Consider the following 22,401-nt stretch of genomic DNA (forward strand, 5'->3'; position numbering starts at 1 on the left):
AATATAATTCAACACCCCAATATAAATATTTTTCTAATATATTTCAGAACACTAGCTGTATTTCTTTACTTATTCAACACCCATATTGCTCAAATTCCAGGTTAAATCTTCTGGAATGAGGAACTGCAACACGGTTTTTAAATGTTCTGCATTATTGCCACTCACATAGCACTCAATACGTAAGCCATTATTTCGATCTTGCTCAAATAACAATTGATTTTTAATCAAAATACGGGCGGTTTGTCGCGCAACTGCCAGCCCAGAGTCAATTAATGTCAGTTTCTGACCAAATATAGACTGAATTGCAGGTTTTAGGAAGGGATAATGTGTACACCCCAAAACTAAATAGTCGGCCCCCTGATCGACCACCGGTTGCAAAATTTCTTTTAAGGTGGTTAAACATGCCTGGCTCATCTGTGCACCACTTTCCACAAAGGGCACCAAATCCAGACAGGTGACAGGAATAACCTTCACATTAGCAGGAATTGCGAAACGCTGGATGACGTCTTTAATCAGCTGACCACGAAAGGTTGCAGGCGTGGCAAGCACCGCCACGGTTTTGGATTTAGTTTGCAGAACGGCAGGTTTCAGTGCTGGTACCAGACCGATAATTGGAAAATTTTCTCCATAATGATCACGTAAATAATCCAGACTGAATGCAGAAGCAGTATTACAGGCTACTACCGCGACTTTACATCCTTTCCGATACAGCCATTCAATCGCATGTGCCGTAAGCTCACGAATTTCCTGATCTTTTCGTGGCCCATACGGCACATGTGCAGTATCGGCATAATAAACAATACGTTCTTTGGGTAAATGTCTGGCAATTTCTTGTGCTACAGACAAGCCACCTATTCCAGAATCAAAAATCCCGATGGGTGCATCAGCTTGTGCCTTGGGCATTGGATCGATTAAAGGATAAACAGGATGAATGGCTGTCATGGTTTCACTTTCAGCAGTTCAAGAAATCGGAAGATCAAAGCTTAAACCTCAGGTGCCTAATTGCAAGTAAAAATCGCCACTTTGTAAGCTTAAAATGGTTTCATTTTTCTCATTTTCAAGCAGCTCTCCCATTTCAATTAAATGAAAAAAAGCAGAGCGTTGAATTAAGGCGTTAATCCCGAAACGCACGTGTACATAAGGACGTAATTCACTTTCATATTCACGCATAAAAACTGCATGCTCCTGATCGACAATCACTATATCCTGGGTGGTCGTGGTGAATTGAATATAAGTCTTTCCACCAATCTCGATCTGGTCGACCTGATTGACAAATAAAGGCTCATCTTCCACCTCAATCTCAATCTGCTCAACCGGGGTTTTTAAGTAGAATTTTCCCTGTTCTTTCCAGAGCACGGTTGAGAACAGGTCAATCAGGGCTTGTCGTTTGATTAATTGACCTTCGTGCCACCATTCTCCATTGGCTTTTACCTTTAAATCCATTGCCCCACAATGCTTTGGGTTAAATTGATCCAGAGGCGGGATTGACCTTTTGTGACCGGCCTGTGCATCTTTTAAGTATTGTGCAATGCCTTTTAAATTTTTATCATCGCCAATAGCTACTTTTTTCGTCGGATTTGGTGAATTATTTTGATTAATCATGACTAAAGACCCTGCTGACGGAAAAATAATATGATTCAGCCAATTGGCTAGATCAAGGTTTAAAACTATACTAGCCCACAATATAAAAGGCACGATACTAAAATTGTGTCTGGGCATACAGAACACTCATGGCAGCACCGGAATAATGACGGTCGCCACCTTCTAATGATATGAGGAATCCTACATGGAACACATCGAACGTGAATCGATGGAGTTTGACGTCGTCATCGTAGGTGCAGGACCGGCCGGTCTTTCTGCAGCGATCAAGATCCGTCAACTTGCAATTGAAAACAACCTGAACGATCTGTCGGTTTGTGTGGTGGAAAAAGGCTCTGAAGTCGGTGCGCACATCTTGTCCGGTGCGGTACTGGAACCACGTGCCATGAATGAGCTGTTCCCGAACTGGAAGGAAGAAGGTGCACCTTTAAATGTTCCAGTGACCGAAGACAAGACCTATTTCCTGCTCTCGGATGAAAAATCACAAGAAGCGCCACACTGGATGGTACCTAAAACCATGCATAACGATGGCAACTATGTCATCTCGCTCGGCAACGTGGTGCGCTGGTTGGGTCAAAAAGCGGAAGAGCTGGAAGTGTCGATCTTCCCAGGCTTTGCCGCTGCTGAAATTCTGTACCATGCAGATGGTTCGGTGAAAGGCATTCAAACCGGTGACATGGGCATTGGTAAAGATGGCGAACCAACCCATAACTTTACTCCTGGCTATGAACTGCATGCCAAATACACCCTGTTTGCTGAAGGCTGCCGTGGCCACCTCGGCAAGCGTTTAATTGCCAAATACAACCTCGATAAAGATTCAGATCCACAACATTACGGTATCGGGATCAAAGAGCTGTGGGAAATCGACCCAGCAAAACACAAGCCTGGTCTGGTGATGCACGGTGCCGGCTGGCCATTGTCTGAAACCGGTTCTTCAGGCGGCTGGTGGTTGTATCATGCGGAAAACAATCAGGTGACTTTGGGCATGATCGTCGATCTGTCTTACACCAACCCGCACATGTATCCGTTTATGGAAATGCAGCGCTGGAAAACCCATCCTTTAATCAAGCAGTACCTGGAAGGTGGCAAACGTATTTCTTATGGTGCGCGTGCCGTGACCAAAGGTGGTTTTAACTCGCTACCGAAATTTACCTTCCCGGGCGGATCGCTGATTGGTGACGATGCCGGCTTCCTGAACTTTGCCAAAATCAAGGGCTCACATACCGCGATGAAATCCGGCATGCTGTGTGGTGAAGCAGTGTTTGAAGCGATTGCTGCCGGTGTAGCAAAAGGTGGTGATCTGGCGATTGCGCGTGTGACTGAAGGTGAAGATTTATTTGCCAAAGAACTGACTGCTTATACCGACAAGTTCAACAACAGCTGGCTGAAAGAAGAGCTGTATAACTCGCGTAACTTTGGCCCAGCAATGCACAAGTTCGGCCAGTGGATCGGTGGTGCGTTTAACTTTGTCGACCAGAACGTATTTAAAGTACCGTTTACCCTACACGACCTAGTGACAGACTTCAGTGCATTGAAAACCCTGGATGCGGTGAACTTTAAACCGAACTATCCAAAACCGGATGGTAAGCTGACCTTTGACCGTTTGTCTTCTGTGTTTGTATCCAACACCGTGCATGAAGAAAACCAGCCTGCTCACCTGAAACTGACCGATGCTTCAATTCCAGTGAATGTGAACCTGCCAAAATGGGATGAACCGGCGCAGCGCTACTGCCCTGCAGGTGTATACGAAATCATGGAAAATGATGACGGTTCTAAACGCTTCCAGATCAATGCAGCCAACTGTGTACACTGCAAGACCTGCGACATCAAGGATCCTTCACAGAACATCACTTGGGTAACACCAGAAGGTGGCGGTGGTCCTAATTACCCGAATATGTAATCTCATATGAGATAAAAATAAACCCGCTAAAAAGCGGGTTTATTTTTGAGAGATTAAAACAACTTAAAATTTAAGTCGTAAGTGATGAATCAATCTTTCAATCACACATCTCTAATCACGTGTTTTAAATAAAAAATCATTAACCCTTCTGTACCAGATAATGAAACTCTTTATTGCCATTTTCATCTAAACGTTCTTCTTGTAATAACAGCTCATGTCCCAAATGCATACAGAATTTTGGAATATCCCAAGAAGTTGAATTATCCGTTGCGAATACTTCCACCACATCGCCAGACTTGGATTTACGAATTGCCTGATGCAGCATCATCACCGGTTCCGGGCAACGTAGTCCACGGGTATTTAATTGCAGGCTTGGAGTAATTTCAGCTTCAGACATCGACAGACTCAGGAGTTCAAGATCAGGATTATTTTAGCATAAACATACAGGTCCGGTGATATACAGGAAAATGAAGGAGATAGCTTGGTTTTCTGACTCAATTGCCTGTGATTTAGATGAAGATTAGCGATAGACAACTGTATTTTCTACGGTATGATTAAAATTACATTTTTTAGATATTAAGCGTCTTTAGGAAAGATCATGCACGAGGAATCAGGCCCGTCGTGGGGCATGCGCGGCTTACGCAAATGGCTGGGTACAGCACCCGAAACTCGCGACGAACTGTTAAAATTAGTACAAGATTCACGTCGTTTTTTAGAACCCGATACTGTTGCCATGCTTGAAGGCGTCCTTGACCTTCCGGCAACCAAAATTCGCGAGGTCATGACCCCACGAACCGCCATGATCAGCTTGCAAGAAGATGATCAGCTGCTCGATATTCTGCATGTTCTGGTGGAATCTGCACATTCACGTTTTCCTGTTTTTTCTTCTGATCAACCGGATAATGTGGTCGGCATTTTATTGGCCAAAGACCTGCTGCCTTTTTTGACCGAACCCACCTCTAAAGTAGATATCCGTGCACTCATGCGGCAACCGCTGTTTGTGCCGGAAAGCGCCCGTTCCGATCAGGTTATGCGGATGTTGAAAAACACCCAGACCCATATTGCAGTAGTGATTGATGAATATGGCACCACTTCAGGTCTGGTCACTTTAGAAGACATTCTGGAAGAAATTGTCGGTGAAATTGAAGATGAACACGACAAGGTCGATGAAGAAGCCCAGTACATTATTCCCGATAACGATCCACACACGGCGAATACCTGGCTGGTTCAGGCACTTACACCAATTGAACACTTTAACAATGTTTTAGATGCTGATTTTTCCGATGATGAAGTAGAAACTGTCGGCGGTTTATTGCTTCAAGAAATGGGTCTAGTCAGCGATTTACAAGGTCAAGTAATTGAACTTGAGAATTGGGAATTTACCATTTTAGAAGCAGATGCACGTACTATTCATCTGATTCGAGCTGTCCGTAAATGAGAACTTACTTTGATAAGCTGTTAAATTCATCTCAACAACACAAGCAGCTCCCTTTTATTTATCCCTTTTTCATTTCGCTTTTTTCAGGTGCCTTATTCAGTTTTGCACTGGCACCTTATTATTACTGGTGGCTGGCAATATTGTCTCCAGCCTTACTCTACGCATCATTGCGTAAACGCTCTGCTCCACAATCCTTTTTCATTGGTTGGGCTTATGGCTTTGGCTTATGGTTTGTCGGTGCCTTCTGGTTATATACCTCCATCCATGTCTATGGTGATACCAGTGCTTTTCTAAGCGTACTGATGATTGCCTTTATGGCCTTGGTGATGGGACTATTTACCGCGCTGCAAACCTGGATCTATCGCCGCTTCTTCCCGGAAACACCCCTGACTTTTGCACCGCTGTGGGTATTCTTTGAATGGGCCAAAACCTGGGTATTTACCGGTTTCCCATGGCTATTTGTCGGTTATGCTTTTACCGAACGTTTCCTCGATAACTATGCGCCTTTATTCGGGATTTTCGGTGTTTCGTTTGTGGTGATTATACTGGCCTGTGCACTGGTGGAAATCCTGAATAAGCGTGTATTCTGGATCATCCCCTCTGCCATCTTACTGCTGGGTGCATGGGGTGCTTCTTATCTTCAATTTGTTGAAAAAAAAGATGAGAAACCGCTTTCCGTTTCCCTGATTCAGGGCAATATTCCGCAAGACCTGAAATGGCTGACTGAATACCAGGTCAAAACCTTGATGATCTACGCCAGTTTAAGCCGGACTGAATGGGGACGTGATCTAATTGTCTGGCCGGAATCTTCCATTCCAATGTTCCAGACTGATATTGAACCATTTTTAGATGCCATGAAAGTTCAGGCCAATAAAACCGGAACAGCGTGGGTGACGGGTATCCCTTACTGGGATTTGAAAGAATCCCAAATTGAACAACACCCGATGTACTATAACAGCATTATGGCTTCGGGTGATGAATCGACAGGTTTATACAAGAAGCAACGTTTAGTCCCGTTTGGTGAATATGTACCTTTATCTGGCTGGCTCAGCTGGGTACTGCCTGCATTACAAAATGATCCGTCCATGAGCGGTTTTTCTCGCGGAGCACGCGACCAGAAACCGTTAAATGTGAAAAATCATGCGCTGGGTGCGGCCATTTGCTATGAAGTGGCTTATCCTAACCTGACCCGTCGCAATGCCAGTCAAAGCGATTATTTGGTTACGGTGTCCAATGATGCCTGGTTTACCGGAACGGCGGGACCTTGGCAGCATTTGCAGATGGTACAGATGCGGGCCAAGGAAAATGGACGCTGGTTTATTCGTGCTACCAATACTGGGGTGACAGCATTTATCGATCATCACGGGCATATCGTGAAACAGGCACCGACCGATCACACTGCGATTCTTCGTGGTGAACTGCCTGCGATGCAAGGAGAAACCTTGTATATGCGCTTAAGTGATTGGCCAGTATTGATTGTGTCATTATTGCTATTACTACTGGGTTGGCGCTTCCGTCCACGTAAGGTAGATGTTTCATTTAAATCACGGCGTTAGCTTTAAGTGTTCCCTCTCCTTCTAGGAGAGGGCTAGGGAGAGGTGAATTATTTATGATTAATCGCCCTCATCCTCTTGCGGAATATATTCCTCATCCCAGAGGGAGAAGAAATAAAAAGGCACTAAAAAACCGAGGTCAATACCTCGGTTTTTTGTTACCTTTAATTTATAGCTGAGTCACCAAATAAGACATCATGCCCGTTAGAAATAGCATGGGAATATAACGATAAATTTTTACAATACTGTGCTCTAAGGCTGAAGCATGGCCTTGTTTTAAGTTGAGTAAGGTCGCTTTCAATGCAGACCAGAAACACAATACAAACAAGGCACTGAATAAACTGACGGCAAAAAAGCCAACCACAATCTGGCTGCTACCTTCGGTTGCATTCCATAAACTTAGAATACCTTGACTGATGGGAAGTAAGCTCAAAATTAAAAGAACAGACTTGAGCATTGCACAATGAAACTGGTTAATTTCATCCGATATTATGAATGCTTTCATTCCATTCTCCTTGGCTAAAAATGCCTTCAAGAATATTATTCTCTGTTTTAATTAAATAAAAAGACGATATTTATTCATATTTTACAATTATTGTAATGAATAAAAATGGGGATAACTCTTATTATAAATACCCAAGAGTCATTATTATATAATATTGTTAAAATTCAAAAAATTAACACTTAATTTATAATTAAGATTTATTATCACTTCAGCTTCTATTGAATATTCAGATGAAGTGAAGTGATATATTCGATAAATTAAAATAAATAGTGATTTCTAATTAAGGCTGATAATAAATATCGGCATCCGTATCTTCACCACCCTCTTTACCATCAGCACCAAAAGAATATAAATCAAATGGGCGGCCTTCAGCACCTGGAATCACATATTGAATATCATTGTCCCAGCTGTCTTTGGGATAGCCACCTTTAACATATCCGCCCGGCATCCAGTTTTTAGCCGAAGCAGGCTGATTCACCAGTGCATCCAAGCCGCCATCTTGCATAGACGGATATTTACCATTATCCAGTTTATATTGATCTAAAGCACCAGCAACGCCTTTTAAGGTAATGGAAGTGGTATCAACCTTGGCCTTTTCACCACGCCCCATCACATTAGGAACAATCAGTGCAGCCAATACACCTAAAATTACAATCACCACCATCACTTCAATGAGGGTAAAGCCAGACTGCTTCACTTGATATCGTTTCCCTTGCATCTCACTCTCTCGCACAATCATTATCTTTATAAAATGTAAAATCAGTTAAATCATATTGTTCATATTCACAATTGGCATCATCACAGCAATCACGATCACCAGCACGATACTTGCCATCAAGACCAGCATTAAAGGCTCAAGTAATGCCAGTAAAGTGGAAATCAGTGTAGTCACTTCCCGATCCTGCATGGTCGAGGCGCGCTGCAGCATACGATCAAGCTCGCCGGATGCTTCACCACTTTTAATCATTTGTACCATCATCGCTGGAAAATAACCACTGCGTTCCAGTTGTGTCGCCAGGTTACCACCTTCAGTGACACGCTCGGCTGCCTGGTTAACAGAGTCACGGATCACCCAATTATTACTTACCGCGGCGCCAATTTTAAGTGCATCAACCAAAGGTACACCAGACTGGGTCAAAATCGATAAGGTGCTGGCAAAACGTGCTGCATTTATACCACGCGATAATTTACCAAATAATGGCAATTTGAGCGTTAAACGATCAAAGGCATAATGCCCGGCAGACGTTCTTAAAAAACGTGCCAAAGTGATGAAACCCAGTACACTGGCGATCAGTAAAAACGGCCAGGCCACACGAATGAAATCACTGGCTTTCATCAGCACAACCGTAATCCACGGTAATGCCTCCTTGCTCTGGTCAAAAGTTTTGACAATATCCGGAACCACATAGGTCATCAACCCCATCACAATGGCAAAAGACATCAGCATGAGAATAATCGGATAAATCATTGCGCCCTGCACTTTCTTTTGCATGGCAAAACGGTTTTCGGTGTAATCGGCCAATTGATCCAGAATTAAATCCAGATGTCCCGAGCGTTCACCCGCTGCAATGGTGGCAATATATAAATCCGGTAAGCGTCCGGCCTGCTGCAAGGCATTGGCCAGTGAATAACCTTCCATCACTTTGGAATGCACTGACATCAACAGGTTTTGCACATGAGCCTTTTCATTTTGCTTGCCTACCGCCCGCAGCGCTTCTTCCAAAGGAATTCCAGCTGCCACCAGAACTGAAAGTTGACGGGTAAACAGGGCCAAATCATAGGCAGTGATTTTTTTCTGAAACCAGCGTTTTGAGTTATGCTTGTCTTTTTGCTCAACAGGATCAACCGTCACAGGAATAAGCGCTTTGTCTCTGAGCTGTTGACGGATTTGACGTGCCGAATCACCCTCTAACACGCCTTTTTGCTGCTTCCCTGAAGCATCAATGGCAGTAAATTGATATGCAGGCATTGTGATGCTCTAATTTTCTAAAATTTGCTTCAGCGCGGTTGCGTCTGACCACCAAAATCATTCATATTCTTAGCTATAAATGATTTGCTCACTCTAACATAACTCTATCCTTAGCACGACGAAATTTGATCAGGACCATTTGACCTTTATTTATGCCAAATACACCACCAACTCTAGCCGACATTTATCGCATTCGTGTTGCTGTACCTGTACATCTCTATGACTGTTTTGACTACACCTTAACGGCTGAACAATATCAGCACGCTGAAGTTGGGGCACGTGTAGCCGTGTCATTTGGACGGCAAAATCTGGTGGGCATTATTGTTGAAAAATTAACGGCCGATACCCCGATTGATCCACGTTTTAAGCTCAAAGCCATCACTGAACTGCTGGATGAACAAGCACTTTTAGATCAAAAAATTTTAAGCTTGCTCACCTGGTCCGCGCAATATTATCAATTTCCGATTGGTGAAGTATTTCAGAGTGCCCTGCCGACATTCCTACGTCAGGGCAAACCTTATAATTTATTGGCCCGGCTGTGGAAAGTTCTGGATTTGCATGCCGAAGACAAGCTGACACGCTCTGAAAAACAGCAACAGGCTTATAAAGTACTGAAATTACATCCTCAAGGCACCACAGAAAATATTTTAAATTTAGCCGGAATTGAAACGGCGACACTCAAAGCGCTGGAAAAGAAGGCGATTGTGCAATGTATTCTGGAACATCAGGACTTTAGTCCTCAACCGGTCACCCTGGCACAAATGCCCTTAACCGCCAATGAAGATCAGAAAAAAGCCATTCAACAGGTGTTGAAAGCCCAGAAAAAATATCAGGCCTTTTTACTGGATGGTTTGACTGGGAGCGGTAAAACTGAAGTGTATTTGCAAATCATGCAAGAGGTGCTGAAACAGGGCAAACAGGTCTTGGTTTTAGTGCCTGAAATTGGCCTGACCCCGCAGACCATCAGCCGGTTCCAGTCACGTTTTCATGGCAACATTGTACTGCTGCATTCAGGACTGAACGATTCAAAGCGCCTGCAAGCCTGGCAGGCTGCACAAACTGGCAAAGCTTCGATTATTTTAGGGACCCGTTCAGCCATTTATACGCCGCTGCCAAATCTGGGCCTGATCATTCTGGATGAAGAACACGACCTGTCTTTCAAACAGCAGGAAGGCTTTCGCTACCATGCCCGTGATGTCGCAATGTACCGTGCCCATCTGGAAAATTGTCCGATTATTTTAGGCTCAGCCACCCCGAGTATTGACAGCTATGCACTGGTTGAAATGGGGAAAATGACCCGTTTAGAACTGAATCAGCGTGCGGGTGCGGCCGTGATGCCAAAGATTCATCTGATTGACCTGAAAATTGCACAAAAACAGAATGGCATGAGCCAAAGCCTGATTGATGAAATTCAAAAACGTCTGGATAAAAAAGAACAGGTATTGGTGTTTTTAAACCGTCGCGGTTATGCCCCGGTACTGATTTGTGAAAGCTGTGCCTGGCAAGCCAAATGTCCGCATTGTGATGCCAACTTTACCGTGCATCGCCAGCCTTATCAGCATTTGCATTGTCACCACTGTGGCAGTATTCACCGTATGCCCGAGCAATGCCCGCAGTGCAAGCATAGTGAATTAAAACCGATTGGCCTGGGCACCGCCAAAGTGGAAGAAAACCTGCAACAACTGTTTCCCCATTTCGATGTGATCCGGGTCGACCGCGATTCCACCAGCCGGGTCGGCAGCTGGCAAAAAATTTATGACAAAATCCAGAAAAGTGAACCGGTGATTTTGCTCGGCACCCAAATGCTGGCCAAAGGACATCATTTTCCATATGTCACTTTAGTGGCTATTTTAGATATTGATTCCGGCCTGCTCAGTGTCGATTTCCGTGCCACCGAACGCACGGCACAACTGATTGTACAGGTCGCTGGTCGTGCCGGACGCGGTGAACGCAAAGGTGAAGTCTATTTACAAACCCTGCGGCCGGATCACCCTTTGCTGAATACCTTAATTGACAAGGATTACCGGCATTTTGCCAAACAGACCTTAAAAGAACGTCAGGCCGCCGCTTTGCCACCTTTTCGTTATGCAGCCTTAATACGCTGTGAATCGAAAAGTCAGGAACAGAACCAGGAATTTTTACAGCAGCATGCACAGGCGTTAAGACAGGTTTCGGAAAACCTGATTGATATCTGGGGACCGATTCCTGCCCCGATGGAACGTAAGGCCGGGCGTTATCAGGCGCATATGGTGCTGCTGTCACAAGATCGGGCCCGATTACATTTTTATATCCGTACCTGGTGGCAAAATATGTTGCATGAAAAGCCCTCAAACATGAAACTGACACTTGATATAGATCCTCAAGAATTAAGCTAAATCAACATTTATGCTGCGCTTAAATTCCTTGAAATTAAAATAAATTCCAGGACAAACTGATGTCGCTACTGTTACAAATTACGATTTTTCTGGGTGCTTCGCTGCTCTTGGTGCCGCTCGCCAAGCGTTTTGGCATTGCCACGGTACTCGGCTATTTGTTTACAGGCATTCTGCTCGGTCCCAGCGTATTGAATATGGCCAGCGATCCGGACGCGATTCAGGAACTGGCAGAATTTGGCGTCATCTTGTTGATGTTCATTATTGGTCTGGAGCTGCGTCCACAACGGCTGTGGGAAATGCGCAAATCCATCTTTCTGATGGGCAGCTTACAAGTCGGCATTACCGGAGTTATTCTGGCAGTCGTGACTTTTTTTTCCTTACATCAGAACCTGGCCGCCAGTTTTGTTATTGGTATGGCGCTGGCGCTATCCTCCACTGCCTTTGTGTTACAGCTGCTTTCAGAAAAGCAGCAACTCAATACCACCTTCGGTCAACAATCTTTTTCCATTTTACTGTTTCAGGACATTGCGGCCATTCCCCTGCTGGCGATTATTCCCTTACTGGCAGGTACTGAATCGACCCACCATGGAGTGGCCTACTTTGCCGCCATTATTGCCACCTTTAGCGGTTTGTTCCTGTTTAGCCGCTATATGATGCGTCCATTTTTCCGCTTTGTGGCCAAAAGTGGCGCGCATGAACTGATTACCGCAGTCGGCTTGTTTATTGTACTGGGTGTCGTGGTACTGATGGATGTACTCGGCATCAGTACCACTCTAGGTGCCTTCTTGACGGGGGTGCTGCTGGCCGACTCTGAATTCCGTCACGAACTAGAAGCCAGTATTGCACCGTTTAAGGGACTGCTGCTGGGCTTATTCTTTATGACGGTCGGCATGACCACACAATTGTCTCTCTTGGTCGATATGCCTTGGCTAATTATTGGCGGTGCTCTCGTTTTAATGCTGGTCAAAAGTATCACCCTGGCGGCCATTGCCCGCTATTTAAACTATTCATGGCGCAACAGCTTATTACTTGCGACCTGCCTGGCTCAAGGTGGTGAATTTGCCTTTGTGGTGCTGAAAGTCGCGACGAGTGAAAAAGTTCTTACTCAAGCCATGCTTGAACCTTTGACCCTGATTGTGACCCTTTCCATGGTGCTCACCCCGATGTTTTACTGGTTGATCAGTCACTGGATTATTCCTTTAATAGATAAAGGAAAAACGCCAGTTTATGATGAAATTCCAGACATCCATAACCCGATGATCATTGCCGGTTTTGGCCGTTTCGGACAGATTATTGCCCGTATTGCCCATTTACAGCACCAGTCTTTTACTGCAATTGACAGCAATCTGGAAAAAGTCGATTTCGTACGCAACTATGGCGGCACGGTATACTATGGGGACGCGACACAACCCGATATTTTACGTTCCGCAGGCATTGAACACGCCAAAGTTTTTGTCCTAGCGATTGATGATATTGAAGACTCCATGAATGTGGCACGTCATATTCGTTTAAACTATCCCAATCTGAAACTTTTGGTGCGTGCCCGAGACCGCCATCATGTGCATTTACTGCGCGATTTAGGTGTCGAACAGATCTGGCGTGAAACTTATTTATCATCGCTAGGTATGGCTTATCGCGCTTTACGCGAATTAGAGATCAGCGAAGAAGATGCGTATAAGAGTATTGAACTATTTCGTGATTACGATGAGAAATTATTGCTTCAGCAGCAACGGGTTTATACTGATGAACAGAAAATTTATGAGACCCATCGTAATGCACTGGCAGAACTTGAGCATTTATTTGAAAGTGATGCGCAAATTCGTCAAGAACCCACTGGCGTCAATTTACAACGCGGCTTAGCACATCAGCGTATTGATGTCACAAGAGATGATAGTAACTAGCTTGTGTTTTACAATATAGACACCATTAACACGGGCTATTGGAGAAATTTATGTCTGAATTACGTCAACGCTTTTATATTGAAAATTGCCCGATTCGTGGTGAAGTGGTTCATCTGGAAAGCGTTCTGCAAACGATTCTCGCGCAACGTGATTATCCACAAGCCATTCAAATCCTTTTGGGGGAAATGCTCAGCGCTACCGCATTGTTAGCCAGTACCCTGAAAATTAAAGGCCGGATCAGCCTGCAAATTCAGGCAGCTGGCACTTTTAAATGGGCTATGGCTGAATGTAACCATCTAGGTCAGCTACGTGCATCAGCCGATTATGAAGAAGATCCACGCTTTTTTCAGGCAGAAAACAGCAGCACGGTATTTAATGCCTTGGTCAATCCGATACTGTTTATTAATATTGAGCCTGAATTCGGTGAACGCTATCAGGGTATTATTGCCCTAGAGCATGATACTTTGGCCGGCTGTCTGATGCAGTATTATGATTTATCTGCACAAATTCCAACGAAAATCGTTTTATCCAGCACAGCTGAACGTTCTGGCGGTCTGCTGATTCAGCTCTTGCCACGCAATAGTGAAGAAGAGCAGCAACGTGTGGATGAAGACCTCTGGCCACGCCTGACCATACTGACCGAGACATTGAAAGCCGAGGAACTCACGGATCTGGAACCGACTGAAATTCTTTACCGTCTGTACAATGAAGAAGATGTGCGTTTACCTGAAGCTGAACAATTAAGCTTTGGTTGTACCTGTTCTAAAGAGCGTTGCGCCAATGCCTTGATTCAAATTGGTGTGGAAGCAGTACGTGAAACTTTAGAGTTCCAGAATCCCATTACCATGGATTGCCAGTTCTGTAGTACCCGCTACACATTTACTGCGGAAGAAGCCTTTGGTTTATTTGGCAAACACTTAAGTTAATTTGATCAAGTAAACAAAATCAGAGCAGCAATAATAATTACTGCTCTTTTTTATCTGACCAAAATAAAATACATCATTTTTTACTTTATTTTATAGCGTTTTTTTACACTTGTATTTTAAATATTTTAGCGTAAAATCCGCTTTCAAAATAAAGCAAAACTATCTCAAATAATGCTTTATTTCTAATGCATAAAAATAAATTAATAATTGGAAATATTGACCACATGAACACAAAAATAATGCTTAGTCTATTATTACTGCTGACCTGTCCTTTTATTCATGCAAAAGCTCCTGACTTGGTGGGGACATGGAAAACGATTGATGATAAAACAGGATATGCCCGTGCTGAAGTTCTCATCACTAAGCAAGAAAATGGAGCTTATCGGGGAACAATTATCCAAGTCCATGCCATTCCAAACCGTAGCGCTATTGATCATTGTGAAAAATGCAAAGGAGCACTCAAAAATGCCCCTCTGATTGGCTTACCGATCTTATCAGGCTTTAAGCAAAACCCTAAAAAGACAGATGAATTTATTGATGGTCAAGTACTTGATCCCCTTTCAGGTCATGTCTATCAAGGTAAGGGTCGTCTCAATACACGAGGCAATGTCCTGACCTTACGTGGCTTTATTGGTACTAGCCTGCTGGGCCGCACCGTGTCCTGGATTAGAGTGAATTAACATGCTTTTCATTCAGCACAAGTTTTTATCTCCATCCTGTTAAAAACTTGTGCATCCTCCAGATTTATAATCTTAAGAGTCAGTTCAAGTCTCATTTATGAACTATGAAATAAATTATTTTTATTAATAACTTGGATATACTAAAAGATAAACTCCCTTACTAAAAATTATAAGAATAATAATTTCTTCATAAAAAACTGTATTTTGGCATTCAGCTAAAATATTAATTAAATAAAAGTTTAAATTTTTAATATCCAAATCGAATATTTTTTAATCAAAAAGAAATTAAAAAATAACTCCCTTAGCACTATTAATTATTTATGTGACTTATTCATCAATTTAATCATTTGATTTTATAGATACTTATCGCTATAAATTAGGCGTTTTACTCTAAAATTAAAAAATAGTTCATTCAACAGGGGAAATTAGTGAAGAATTTATATAAAGGGATTTTGACCGGGGTAATTTTAGCTGCTGTTTCATCTTTCAGTTTTGCTGAAAATGATCCATTGGTGGGTAAATGGAAAACCATTGATGACCGGACCGGCTATTCTCGTGCGGATGTAGAAATTAGCAAAAAGCCAGATGGCACTTATGAAGGAATCATCGTTGCCACCCGCAATGTACCCGGTACAGAAAAAATGGTCATCTGTTCCAGTTGCCCGGGCAACTTAAAAAATAAGCCTTTTATTGGCTTACCCTTTATTTGGGGCTTTACCCAAAATCCGGACAATCCTCGTGAATTTAACAATGGCCGTGTACTTGATCCGGTTGGCGGCAAAATCTATAAAGGCAAGGCACGTCTTAGTGCCAGTGGCAAGCATTTGAATCTGCGTGGTTATGTCGGAATTTCCGTGATTGGGCGTAGTGTGACCTGGATTAAATATTAATCGCATTCAGCATTTTTCAAGGTTCCGGTTACGGAGCCTTTTTTGTCATAATTTGAAACAATAAGGCACAGATCAATACTGTTTCAGAACTATGAAAAGCATAATAATGATTAAAACATGATCAAGCCCAGATTCCCATTATATGCCTCAAAATCATTATGAAGTTCTTGGCATTAACCGAAATGCCACCCAAGATCAAATCAAGAAAGCCTACCGGAAATTGGCTCGAAAATATCATCCCGATGTCAGCAAAGAAACCGATGCTGAAACAAAAATGCAAAGTATTAATGTCGCTTATGACACGCTAAGCAATGAAGAGAAAAAAGCTGAATACGATTTCCAGCTGGATCATCCTGAAGCTTTTTATCAATCTGGAGCACAGACTGGCACAGGAGGTTTTGACCATAACCAATTTTACCGTCAGGGTTTTAACCAGCAGCAGTCCGATTTTAGTGGTTTTGAAGACCTTTTTGGACGTTTTGGTTCTGGTTTTGGCGGAGCAAACTACCAATATCAAAAGCAACAGCGCCAACAACAACGCAGTTATCAGGGTGAAGATCAACATGCCAGCATAGAGGTTGATCCGGCAATTGCTTATCAGGGAGCCACTCAGCAGATTACCTTGCAGATTCCGACCTTAAATGCCTATGGCGAGCCGGAGGTTCAACGCAAAACTTTGCAGGTCAAAATTCCTAAAGGCATGAAAGAAGGACAAAATATCCGTCTCTCTGGACAAGGACAAAGTGGCATCAATGGCGGTAAAAATGGTGATTTGTACATTGAAATTCACTATAAGGATACTGCACGGATACGGGTTGAAGGTGCCGATATTTATTACAATGTGAATATTTCTCCTTGGGAAGCCGCCTTAGGTCAAAGCATTGAAATATCTACGCCTGAAGGTAAAGAAATTCAGGTAAACGTGCCTAAAAATGCCAAAACCGGTCAACAGCTACGACTCAAGGACCAAGGGGTTCCAAGCAAAGTACCCGGTCATCTCTATCTGGTTTTAAATATTGTTTACCCAACTGCGCAAACTGAACATGAACAGCAGGCTTACCAGGCTTTTTCCGAAGCCTTTACCAAGTTTAAGCCTCGCAATGATTAAGGAGAACATCATGACGACCATTCATTATCGTGAAATTATATCTGATGAATTTAATCCTGCAGATGTCATTGATGAACATTACAGTTTTGATTTAAAGCACTTCGCGGATGCATGCGGACAAAGTCCGGAGTGGGTTTTACAGCTACTTGAATACGATATTTTAGACACGCGCCCAGAAGAAAGAATTCATCAATTTTTTGGTCACGATGTTTCGCGTGCACGTCGGGCCTACCGTTTGCAGCGCGACTTTGATGCCAGTTTTTCTGCGGTGGCAATGATGCTGGATTTAATTGATGAGGTACAGCAATTACGTAAACAGGTCAGACACTTGAATGTCAAAAATGCTTAAAGGTACTTTTCAGTCTCCCTGCTATCTTTTATAGATAGGTAGGTGATGACTGACTATTTTGTTCTGAAATTCAATGCTGGAGAATAACCTAGGCTTATGAAAACCAAAGAATGCAATAAAAAAGTGAAGCGTATGTTTCCTGAGCATCAGGAACTCATCCACAAATTGCGTCATGATGATCCTCATTTCGCGAAAATATTTGAGAGCCATCAGGAACTGGATAAAGAAATCGCTCAACTTGAGCTTAATCCGGTTAATTTAGTTAATGAGGATATTGATTTATTGAAGCGCAAAAAGCTGAAAATGAAAGATGAAATTTATAGAATACTAACCCAAAATGCTCAGGTCAGTTGATCTGGCAGCATACAGCAAATGGCTGAGAGCATTTTTAAAATTTAATTGAACTGTGCTGATTGTGCATCGAACACAGTGAATATAGATAAAAATTTGCTGAAAACTGACCTTTATTTAAACTTGGTCAGTTTTTCAACTTCTTTCATGGTTTCTTTGACCGAGTGCTTAATCGGCTCATAGTTTAAAAACCAGAACAGGTTCACGCGTTGATCCTGATGCTGTTGGGCCAGTAAATCAATGACGCTCTTTTCCCCACGACCCACCAGATGGCGACGATAAAAATAATAAACCAGCAGTATCGTCGTGATCAGCATCACGATCAGCATGCTCCAGAACCCGGTCGGAGACTTTAAGCCTGGAATAAACTCAAAATTCATTCCGTAAACCCCGGTCAATAAGGTTAAAGGGGCAAATATCGCGGTAATAATGGCCAGAATCCGCATGTTTTCATTGGTCTGGTTGGCAATTTCAGAAAAATGTAAATCGATGGCTGCCTGAATGGAAGCACGAAGACGAACCGTATGTTTTTGAATTCGACCCACATGGCTGACCAGATCGTCCATCCGTACCAGCATAATATCCTGCCGTTCAGACTTCTTCTTGCCTTTTAAATGAGGGTAATTATCGACAATTTCGTCCCGCAGTTCTTGTAAGACATCAATTTGTTCTTCACAAAGATTCTCCACTTGTTGAAAAGACATGCTTTCCTGTAATAACTGATTCCATTTGGTAAATCTGCGATGGCCTTGTAGTAATTCTTGCTGCCAGAACTCGACACGTCGGGTCAGAGGTACACGCAAATCTAAATAACCATCGATCATACTATTCAGCAAGCGTAAAGCTAAATCTAAAGGTGTGGTAGAAACCTTACGCGATTTGTTTTGATCTTGCACAGAACGGGTGAAATTCATTTCAATCCGGGAAATATAATTTTCAACCGCTCTATTGCCTTGTTCACGCACCGTAATCAGCGCCTGAGGTGTAATGATAAAACTCACCGGTGTGGTGGCTAAACCAAACATCTTTTCATGCTGTTCCAGCGCTTGTGCTCCGGTTTTGATATCATCATCCGGGCTAATCAGTTTACGGAAAATCAGCAGGTCATAATCTTCCAGGGTATCGAAACTACAAGGATGCTCCAGATTTAAAATATCTTTCACATGAAATTCATTTAATATCAGCTGAGTATATTGATAGATTTCTTTTTGCCACTCATCCGCACGATTCACGACATCTTCCCGGGTGCAATCAATCCACAGAAAGACAGGTTCGGCTGTAACATTTTGGGTTTTCTGTACAAAAATATGCTGTTCAGTAGGATGTTGGTAGAAATAATAAAACTGCATATCAACAATTCTCTAGGGTACTTTCTTATTGTTTAATTAATGGAAATTTCAATAATTTAATCATACTATCTGCGATGAAATTATCAGCTGTGCGAAAGTGTTAAGCAATAACATACAACTGGATTTACATATTTTAAACCGAATTTTTTCGCTGCCCATAAAAAAGCCCCGAGCCAGCCAAAGTGATTGCTTTGACGAAGCTCAAGGCTTTTTTAATCATTTTCATTCACATGAGCTTAGTCATGTGAAATTCAAACCATTAAGCTTGTTCGATGTCTTTCATGGTCAGTTTGATACGACCACGGTTGTCGACATCGGCCACTTGAACCTTGATTTCCTGACCTTCAGACAATACGTCTGAAACGTTGGCAATACGTTCGTTCGAAATTTGAGAGATGTGAAGCAAACCGTCAGTACCCGGAAGAATGTTCACAAACGCACCGAATTCAACGATACGAATCACTTTACCTGTGTAGATTGTACCTGGTTCGATTTCAGCAGTAAGCGCCTGGATTTTCGCAACTGCAGCCATCGCAGCAGCTTTGGTTTCACCAAATACGCGAACTGTACCGTTGTCTTCAATATCAATCGCCGCTTTGGTTTCTTCAGTAATTGCGCGGATGGTCGCACCACCTTTACCAATCACGTCACGGATCTTGTCAGGGTTGATGCTGATCACCTGGAATGTCGGCGCGTGCATAGAAATTTCAGGACGGGCACGTGAAATCACCTGGTTCATCGCATTCAGGATGTGCATACGACCTGCATATGCTTGATTTAACGCAACTTCCATGATCTCTTCAGTGATACCTTCAATCTTGATATCCATTTGAAGTGCAGTAATACCGTTTGCAGAACCTGCAACTTTAAAGTCCATGTCGCCAAGGTGGTCTTCGTCACCCAGAATGTCAGAAAGTACTGCGAAACGCTCGCCTTCTTTCACTAGACCCATTGCAATACCGGCAACTGGTGCTTTAAGTGGAACACCTGCATCCATAAGTGATAATGAAGCACCACATACAGAAGCCATTGAAGATGAACCGTTAGATTCCGTAATATCAGATACGATACGGATTACATACGGGAAGCGGTCTGCTGCAGGAAGAACAGCTTGCACACCACGACGAGCCAAACGACCATGACCGATTTCACGACGTTTAGGACCAGATTCACGACCAGTTTCACCTACCGAGTATGCAGGGAAGTTGTAGTGCAACATGAAGTTATCAGTTTTAGTACCCGCTAATGTATCTACCATTAACGCGTCACGTGTATTACCCAAAGTCGTTGTTACTAAGGCCTGAGTTTCACCACGTGTGAATAATGCAGAACCGTGAGCACGGTCTAGAACGCCAACTTGTACATCAAGTGCACGAACTGTTTTGGTGTCGCGACCGTCAATACGTGGTTTACCTGACAAAATATTGTCACGTACGGTACGGTATTTAAGATCTTCAAACAATTCATTCAAGTCATCTGCAATACCAGTTTCGTCATTTTCTGGAACGAACTGAGCAACTGCTTCAGCTTGAAGTGCATCCAATGCCGCATAACGGTCTTGTTTCACCGCAATGGTATAGGCTTCAGAAATTTTCGCTTCAAATGCTTCTTTTAATTTTGCACGAAGGTCTTCATTTTTCTCAGGAGCAGTCCAAGTAGACTCTGTTGCACCCGCAGCTGCAGCGAATTCTTTAATGGCCTGGATTGCAATTTGCATTTCGTCATGACCGAAAAGCACAGCGCCTAACATTTGGTCTTCAGAAAGCTCTTTCGCTTCAGATTCAACCATCAATACTGCAGATTCCGTACCTGCAACCACAAGGTCAAGGTCAGATTCTTTTAACTGTTCATTGTTCGGGTTAAGAACGTATTCACCGTTGATTAAACCAACACGCGCACCACCGATTGGACCACGGAAAGGCGTACCTGCAATAGCAAGTGCTGCTGAAGTACCGAGCATTGCTGCAATATCAGCTTCCATGGTTTTATCAGAAGATACAACAGTCGCAGTGACCTGAATTTCGTTGTAATAACCTTCTGGGAACAATGGGCGGATTGGACGGTCGATCAGACGTGAAATTAAAGTTTCAGCTTCAGACGCACGGCCTTCACGTTTACCGTAACCACCCGGGATACGACCAGCAGCATATTGTTTTTCTTGATAGTTAACAGTCAGTGGGAAGAAGTCCTGACCTGCTTTAGCAGTCGGTTGAGCAACCACGGCAACCAGTACGGTTACACCGCCCATAGTGATTAGAACGGTGTTGGCTTGACGCGCAACACGACCTGTTTCTAGTACAACTTGATGTTGACCAAATTGAAATTCTTTACGAACAATATTAAACATTGTCATGTATTTTTCTTTCCTAGTTCTTTTGAACAGTTATTCTAGTGGAGACCCCTAAGGTTTGGCATTCACATCAACTGCATAAATGACAAAGCTTAGAAGCCGACCTCACTAGACTATAAAATGTATGAATACACTATTTTTAAACACAAAGAAGGAGCGAAACAATCGCCCCTTCCCCATTACCTAACCAAAGCCAGGTATATTCTTAATTTTCAGCAATACAGCATTTAACATGCAATAGTCCGAAAAAATAAGTTTAATCGAATTAACGACGTAAACCTAAAGCAGCGATCAAAGCACTGTAACGAGTAGCGTCTTTACCTTTAAGGTAGTCAAGAAGCTTACGACGTTGGTTAACCATACGGATAAGACCGCGACGGCTATGGTGGTCGTGTTTGTGTTCTTTAAAGTGACCTTGCAAATCATTGATTTGGGCAGTTAAAAGAGCTACTTGAACTTCAGGTGAACCAGTGTCGTTTTCAGCGCGAGCAAATTTAGCAACGATCTCTGCGCGATCTGCGTTTGTTAAAGCCATTCGATTTCTCCGAGATGCTTAAAAATTACATTTGATAGAAATCAATTGATTTCTCAATTGACTGCCGTGCATCACTACAGCAAGTGCGTTATTTTAAGGGAAAATCCGGGGGATTGCAAAAAGAGAAACCGCTTTTCATCCTTTTATATCAATCCATTGAAAAGTATTCATTTTTTATTTTATCCCTTCCACTTTGAATTGATACATTAACGTTTAACGTTCATTCTAAAAAACTGGGGAAACTGTGTTACCCATGAAAAGCGCCTCTTTTTATTTTCCCGTTACGGATTGAAGATAAAAAAAGCCCAAGCTGGGCTTGGGCTTTTTTTGCGCTGTAGTTTCTTATGTTTTAATTATTATTCTTTTATTTATAGTCATAATTTACGCTTTTCGCGTTTATCGTTATAAACATTCCTTGTGTGAAGCTTTACTTCCTTATGTGGTAGATTCTGCCACAAAACATTGTGTAAAAAAGTCGACTTTCTCGTATCTCCTTGTAAGTCTTTTCGTACATTAATTATTATTTCTTATATTTCATGTAACCAAAAAAATTAAATATATCCAATAAAATCAAACATTTTAATACAAACCAAAGATGTAATTTATACAAAAGCATCTCTATC

At 42.7% G+C, this 22,401-nt stretch carries 20 protein-coding genes; 11 read left to right on the forward strand and 9 right to left on the reverse strand.

What is annotated here, in order from left to right:
- Window positions 1–69 precede the first annotated feature (69 nt).
- Together murI and GTU69_RS07555 are read right to left on the reverse strand one after the other, a co-directional pair.
- Complete coding sequence (murI, locus tag GTU69_RS07550) at window positions 70–942, reverse strand: glutamate racemase (protein ID WP_166169473.1); 873 nt, start codon at window positions 940–942, stop codon at window positions 70–72.
- A gap of 48 nt (window positions 943–990) precedes the next feature.
- On the reverse strand, window positions 991–1,602 hold the full coding sequence (locus tag GTU69_RS07555; RefSeq protein ID WP_166169475.1) for a DUF1285 domain-containing protein: 612 nt from the start codon (window positions 1,600–1,602) through the stop codon (window positions 991–993).
- Window positions 1,603–1,786: 184 nt separating this feature from the next.
- Between GTU69_RS07555 and GTU69_RS07560 the strand changes: the two genes are divergently transcribed.
- Window positions 1,787–3,499, forward strand: a complete 1,713-nt coding sequence (locus GTU69_RS07560; protein WP_166169477.1) for an electron transfer flavoprotein-ubiquinone oxidoreductase — start codon at window positions 1,787–1,789, stop codon at window positions 3,497–3,499.
- 139 nt (window positions 3,500–3,638) lie between these two features.
- On the opposite strand, the gene tusA is transcribed toward GTU69_RS07560, so the two are convergent.
- Complete coding sequence (gene tusA / locus GTU69_RS07565; RefSeq protein WP_166169479.1) at window positions 3,639–3,896, reverse strand: sulfurtransferase TusA; 258 nt, start codon at window positions 3,894–3,896, stop codon at window positions 3,639–3,641.
- Window positions 3,897–4,097: 201 nt separating this feature from the next.
- Here tusA and GTU69_RS07570 point away from each other — a divergent pair, with 201 nt between their 5' ends.
- Window positions 4,098–4,937, forward strand: a complete 840-nt coding sequence (locus GTU69_RS07570) for a CBS domain-containing protein (protein ID WP_086195248.1) — start codon at window positions 4,098–4,100, stop codon at window positions 4,935–4,937.
- A complete protein-coding gene (gene lnt / locus GTU69_RS07575; RefSeq protein WP_166169481.1) occupies window positions 4,934–6,493 on the forward strand; it encodes an apolipoprotein N-acyltransferase in 1,560 nt (519 codons plus the stop codon). Before GTU69_RS07570 ends, lnt begins: the two co-directional genes overlap by 4 nt.
- A 166-nt stretch (window positions 6,494–6,659) precedes the next feature.
- Here the strand turns inward: lnt and GTU69_RS07580 are convergent, their stop codons facing one another.
- From GTU69_RS07580 to gspF, 3 genes are all read right to left on the reverse strand, one after another.
- On the reverse strand, window positions 6,660–6,995 hold the full coding sequence (locus GTU69_RS07580; protein ID WP_166169483.1) for a hypothetical protein: 336 nt from the start codon (window positions 6,993–6,995) through the stop codon (window positions 6,660–6,662).
- 280 nt (window positions 6,996–7,275) lie between these two features.
- A complete protein-coding gene (gene gspG, locus GTU69_RS07585; protein WP_086195245.1) occupies window positions 7,276–7,713 on the reverse strand; it encodes a type II secretion system major pseudopilin GspG in 438 nt (145 codons plus the stop codon).
- A gap of 45 nt (window positions 7,714–7,758) precedes the next feature.
- The gene (gene gspF / locus GTU69_RS07590; protein ID WP_166169485.1) at window positions 7,759–8,964 is read right to left on the reverse strand and encodes a type II secretion system inner membrane protein GspF; all 1,206 of its coding nucleotides are present in this window, start codon (window positions 8,962–8,964) and stop codon (window positions 7,759–7,761) included.
- A 152-nt stretch (window positions 8,965–9,116) separates the two neighbouring features.
- Here gspF and GTU69_RS07595 point away from each other — a divergent pair, with 152 nt between their 5' ends.
- The 8 genes from GTU69_RS07595 to GTU69_RS07630 all read left to right on the forward strand — a co-directional run bounded on the left by GTU69_RS07595 (window position 9,117) and on the right by GTU69_RS07630 (window position 17,547).
- Window positions 9,117–11,339 (forward strand): primosomal protein N', encoded by a 2,223-nt coding sequence (locus GTU69_RS07595; RefSeq protein WP_166169487.1) that lies wholly within the window; start codon window positions 9,117–9,119, stop codon window positions 11,337–11,339.
- 59 nt (window positions 11,340–11,398) lie between these two features.
- Window positions 11,399–13,240 (forward strand): monovalent cation:proton antiporter-2 (CPA2) family protein, encoded by a 1,842-nt coding sequence (locus GTU69_RS07600; RefSeq protein WP_166169489.1) that lies wholly within the window; start codon window positions 11,399–11,401, stop codon window positions 13,238–13,240.
- 50 nt (window positions 13,241–13,290) lie between these two features.
- Window positions 13,291–14,166: an Hsp33 family molecular chaperone HslO gene (locus tag GTU69_RS07605; RefSeq protein WP_086195241.1), complete on the forward strand. Its 876-nt coding sequence runs from the start codon at window positions 13,291–13,293 to the stop codon at window positions 14,164–14,166.
- Window positions 14,167–14,390: 224 nt separating this feature from the next.
- Window positions 14,391–14,846 (forward strand): DUF2147 domain-containing protein, encoded by a 456-nt coding sequence (locus GTU69_RS07610; protein ID WP_086195240.1) that lies wholly within the window; start codon window positions 14,391–14,393, stop codon window positions 14,844–14,846.
- A gap of 428 nt (window positions 14,847–15,274) precedes the next feature.
- Window positions 15,275–15,736 carry a DUF2147 domain-containing protein gene (locus GTU69_RS07615; RefSeq protein ID WP_166169491.1) on the forward strand — a complete coding sequence of 154 codons (462 nt, stop codon included), beginning with the start codon at window positions 15,275–15,277 and terminating at the stop codon, window positions 15,734–15,736.
- A gap of 142 nt (window positions 15,737–15,878) precedes the next feature.
- A complete protein-coding gene (locus GTU69_RS07620; protein ID WP_166169493.1) occupies window positions 15,879–16,844 on the forward strand; it encodes a DnaJ C-terminal domain-containing protein in 966 nt (321 codons plus the stop codon).
- Between the two features lie 10 nt (window positions 16,845–16,854).
- Window positions 16,855–17,193 (forward strand): chaperone modulator CbpM, encoded by a 339-nt coding sequence (locus GTU69_RS07625; protein WP_166169495.1) that lies wholly within the window; start codon window positions 16,855–16,857, stop codon window positions 17,191–17,193.
- Between the two features lie 96 nt (window positions 17,194–17,289).
- Window positions 17,290–17,547 (forward strand): DUF465 domain-containing protein, encoded by a 258-nt coding sequence (locus GTU69_RS07630; RefSeq protein ID WP_086195236.1) that lies wholly within the window; start codon window positions 17,290–17,292, stop codon window positions 17,545–17,547.
- 110 nt (window positions 17,548–17,657) lie between these two features.
- Here GTU69_RS07630 and GTU69_RS07635 read toward each other — a convergent pair whose 3' ends face one another.
- The 3 genes from GTU69_RS07635 to rpsO form a co-directional block, all read right to left on the reverse strand.
- The gene (locus GTU69_RS07635; RefSeq protein WP_166169497.1) at window positions 17,658–18,893 is read right to left on the reverse strand and encodes a magnesium transporter CorA family protein; all 1,236 of its coding nucleotides are present in this window, start codon (window positions 18,891–18,893) and stop codon (window positions 17,658–17,660) included.
- A 259-nt stretch (window positions 18,894–19,152) separates the two neighbouring features.
- Window positions 19,153–21,240 carry a polyribonucleotide nucleotidyltransferase gene (gene pnp, locus GTU69_RS07640; RefSeq protein WP_171522015.1) on the reverse strand — a complete coding sequence of 696 codons (2,088 nt, stop codon included), beginning with the start codon at window positions 21,238–21,240 and terminating at the stop codon, window positions 19,153–19,155.
- A gap of 268 nt (window positions 21,241–21,508) precedes the next feature.
- Window positions 21,509–21,778 carry a 30S ribosomal protein S15 gene (gene rpsO / locus GTU69_RS07645; RefSeq protein WP_005007057.1) on the reverse strand — a complete coding sequence of 90 codons (270 nt, stop codon included), beginning with the start codon at window positions 21,776–21,778 and terminating at the stop codon, window positions 21,509–21,511.
- Window positions 21,779–22,401 lie beyond the last annotated feature (623 nt).

It is taken from the genome of Acinetobacter sp. SA01, assembly GCF_011319235.1.
GTDB lineage: Bacteria > Pseudomonadota > Gammaproteobacteria > Pseudomonadales > Moraxellaceae > Acinetobacter.

Bases quoted from the DNA above. Each gene is read 5' to 3' on its own strand.
- GTU69_RS07570 (WP_086195248.1), top strand. From the start codon at position 4,098: ATGCACGAGGAATCAGGCCCGTCGTGGGGCATGCGCGGCTTACGCAAA.
- GTU69_RS07630 (WP_086195236.1), top strand. From the start codon at position 17,290: ATGAAAACCAAAGAATGCAATAAAAAAGTGAAGCGTATGTTTCCTGAG.
- lnt (WP_166169481.1), top strand. From the start codon at position 4,934: ATGAGAACTTACTTTGATAAGCTGTTAAATTCATCTCAACAACACAAG.
- gspG (WP_086195245.1), bottom strand. From the start codon at position 7,713: ATGCAAGGGAAACGATATCAAGTGAAGCAGTCTGGCTTTACCCTCATT.
- pnp (WP_171522015.1), bottom strand. From the start codon at position 21,240: ATGTTTAATATTGTTCGTAAAGAATTTCAATTTGGTCAACATCAAGTT.
- tusA (WP_166169479.1), bottom strand. From the start codon at position 3,896: ATGTCTGAAGCTGAAATTACTCCAAGCCTGCAATTAAATACCCGTGGA.
- GTU69_RS07635 (WP_166169497.1), bottom strand. From the start codon at position 18,893: ATGCAGTTTTATTATTTCTACCAACATCCTACTGAACAGCATATTTTT.
- rpsO (WP_005007057.1), bottom strand. From the start codon at position 21,778: ATGGCTTTAACAAACGCAGATCGCGCAGAGATCGTTGCTAAATTTGCT.
- GTU69_RS07595 (WP_166169487.1), top strand. From the start codon at position 9,117: ATGCCAAATACACCACCAACTCTAGCCGACATTTATCGCATTCGTGTT.
- gspF (WP_166169485.1), bottom strand. From the start codon at position 8,964: ATGCCTGCATATCAATTTACTGCCATTGATGCTTCAGGGAAGCAGCAA.
- GTU69_RS07560 (WP_166169477.1), top strand. From the start codon at position 1,787: ATGGAACACATCGAACGTGAATCGATGGAGTTTGACGTCGTCATCGTA.
- GTU69_RS07620 (WP_166169493.1), top strand. From the start codon at position 15,879: ATGCCTCAAAATCATTATGAAGTTCTTGGCATTAACCGAAATGCCACC.
- GTU69_RS07555 (WP_166169475.1), bottom strand. From the start codon at position 1,602: ATGATTAATCAAAATAATTCACCAAATCCGACGAAAAAAGTAGCTATT.
- GTU69_RS07610 (WP_086195240.1), top strand. From the start codon at position 14,391: ATGAACACAAAAATAATGCTTAGTCTATTATTACTGCTGACCTGTCCT.
- GTU69_RS07625 (WP_166169495.1), top strand. From the start codon at position 16,855: ATGACGACCATTCATTATCGTGAAATTATATCTGATGAATTTAATCCT.
- GTU69_RS07600 (WP_166169489.1), top strand. From the start codon at position 11,399: ATGTCGCTACTGTTACAAATTACGATTTTTCTGGGTGCTTCGCTGCTC.
- murI (WP_166169473.1), bottom strand. From the start codon at position 942: ATGACAGCCATTCATCCTGTTTATCCTTTAATCGATCCAATGCCCAAG.
- GTU69_RS07605 (WP_086195241.1), top strand. From the start codon at position 13,291: ATGTCTGAATTACGTCAACGCTTTTATATTGAAAATTGCCCGATTCGT.
- GTU69_RS07580 (WP_166169483.1), bottom strand. From the start codon at position 6,995: ATGAAAGCATTCATAATATCGGATGAAATTAACCAGTTTCATTGTGCA.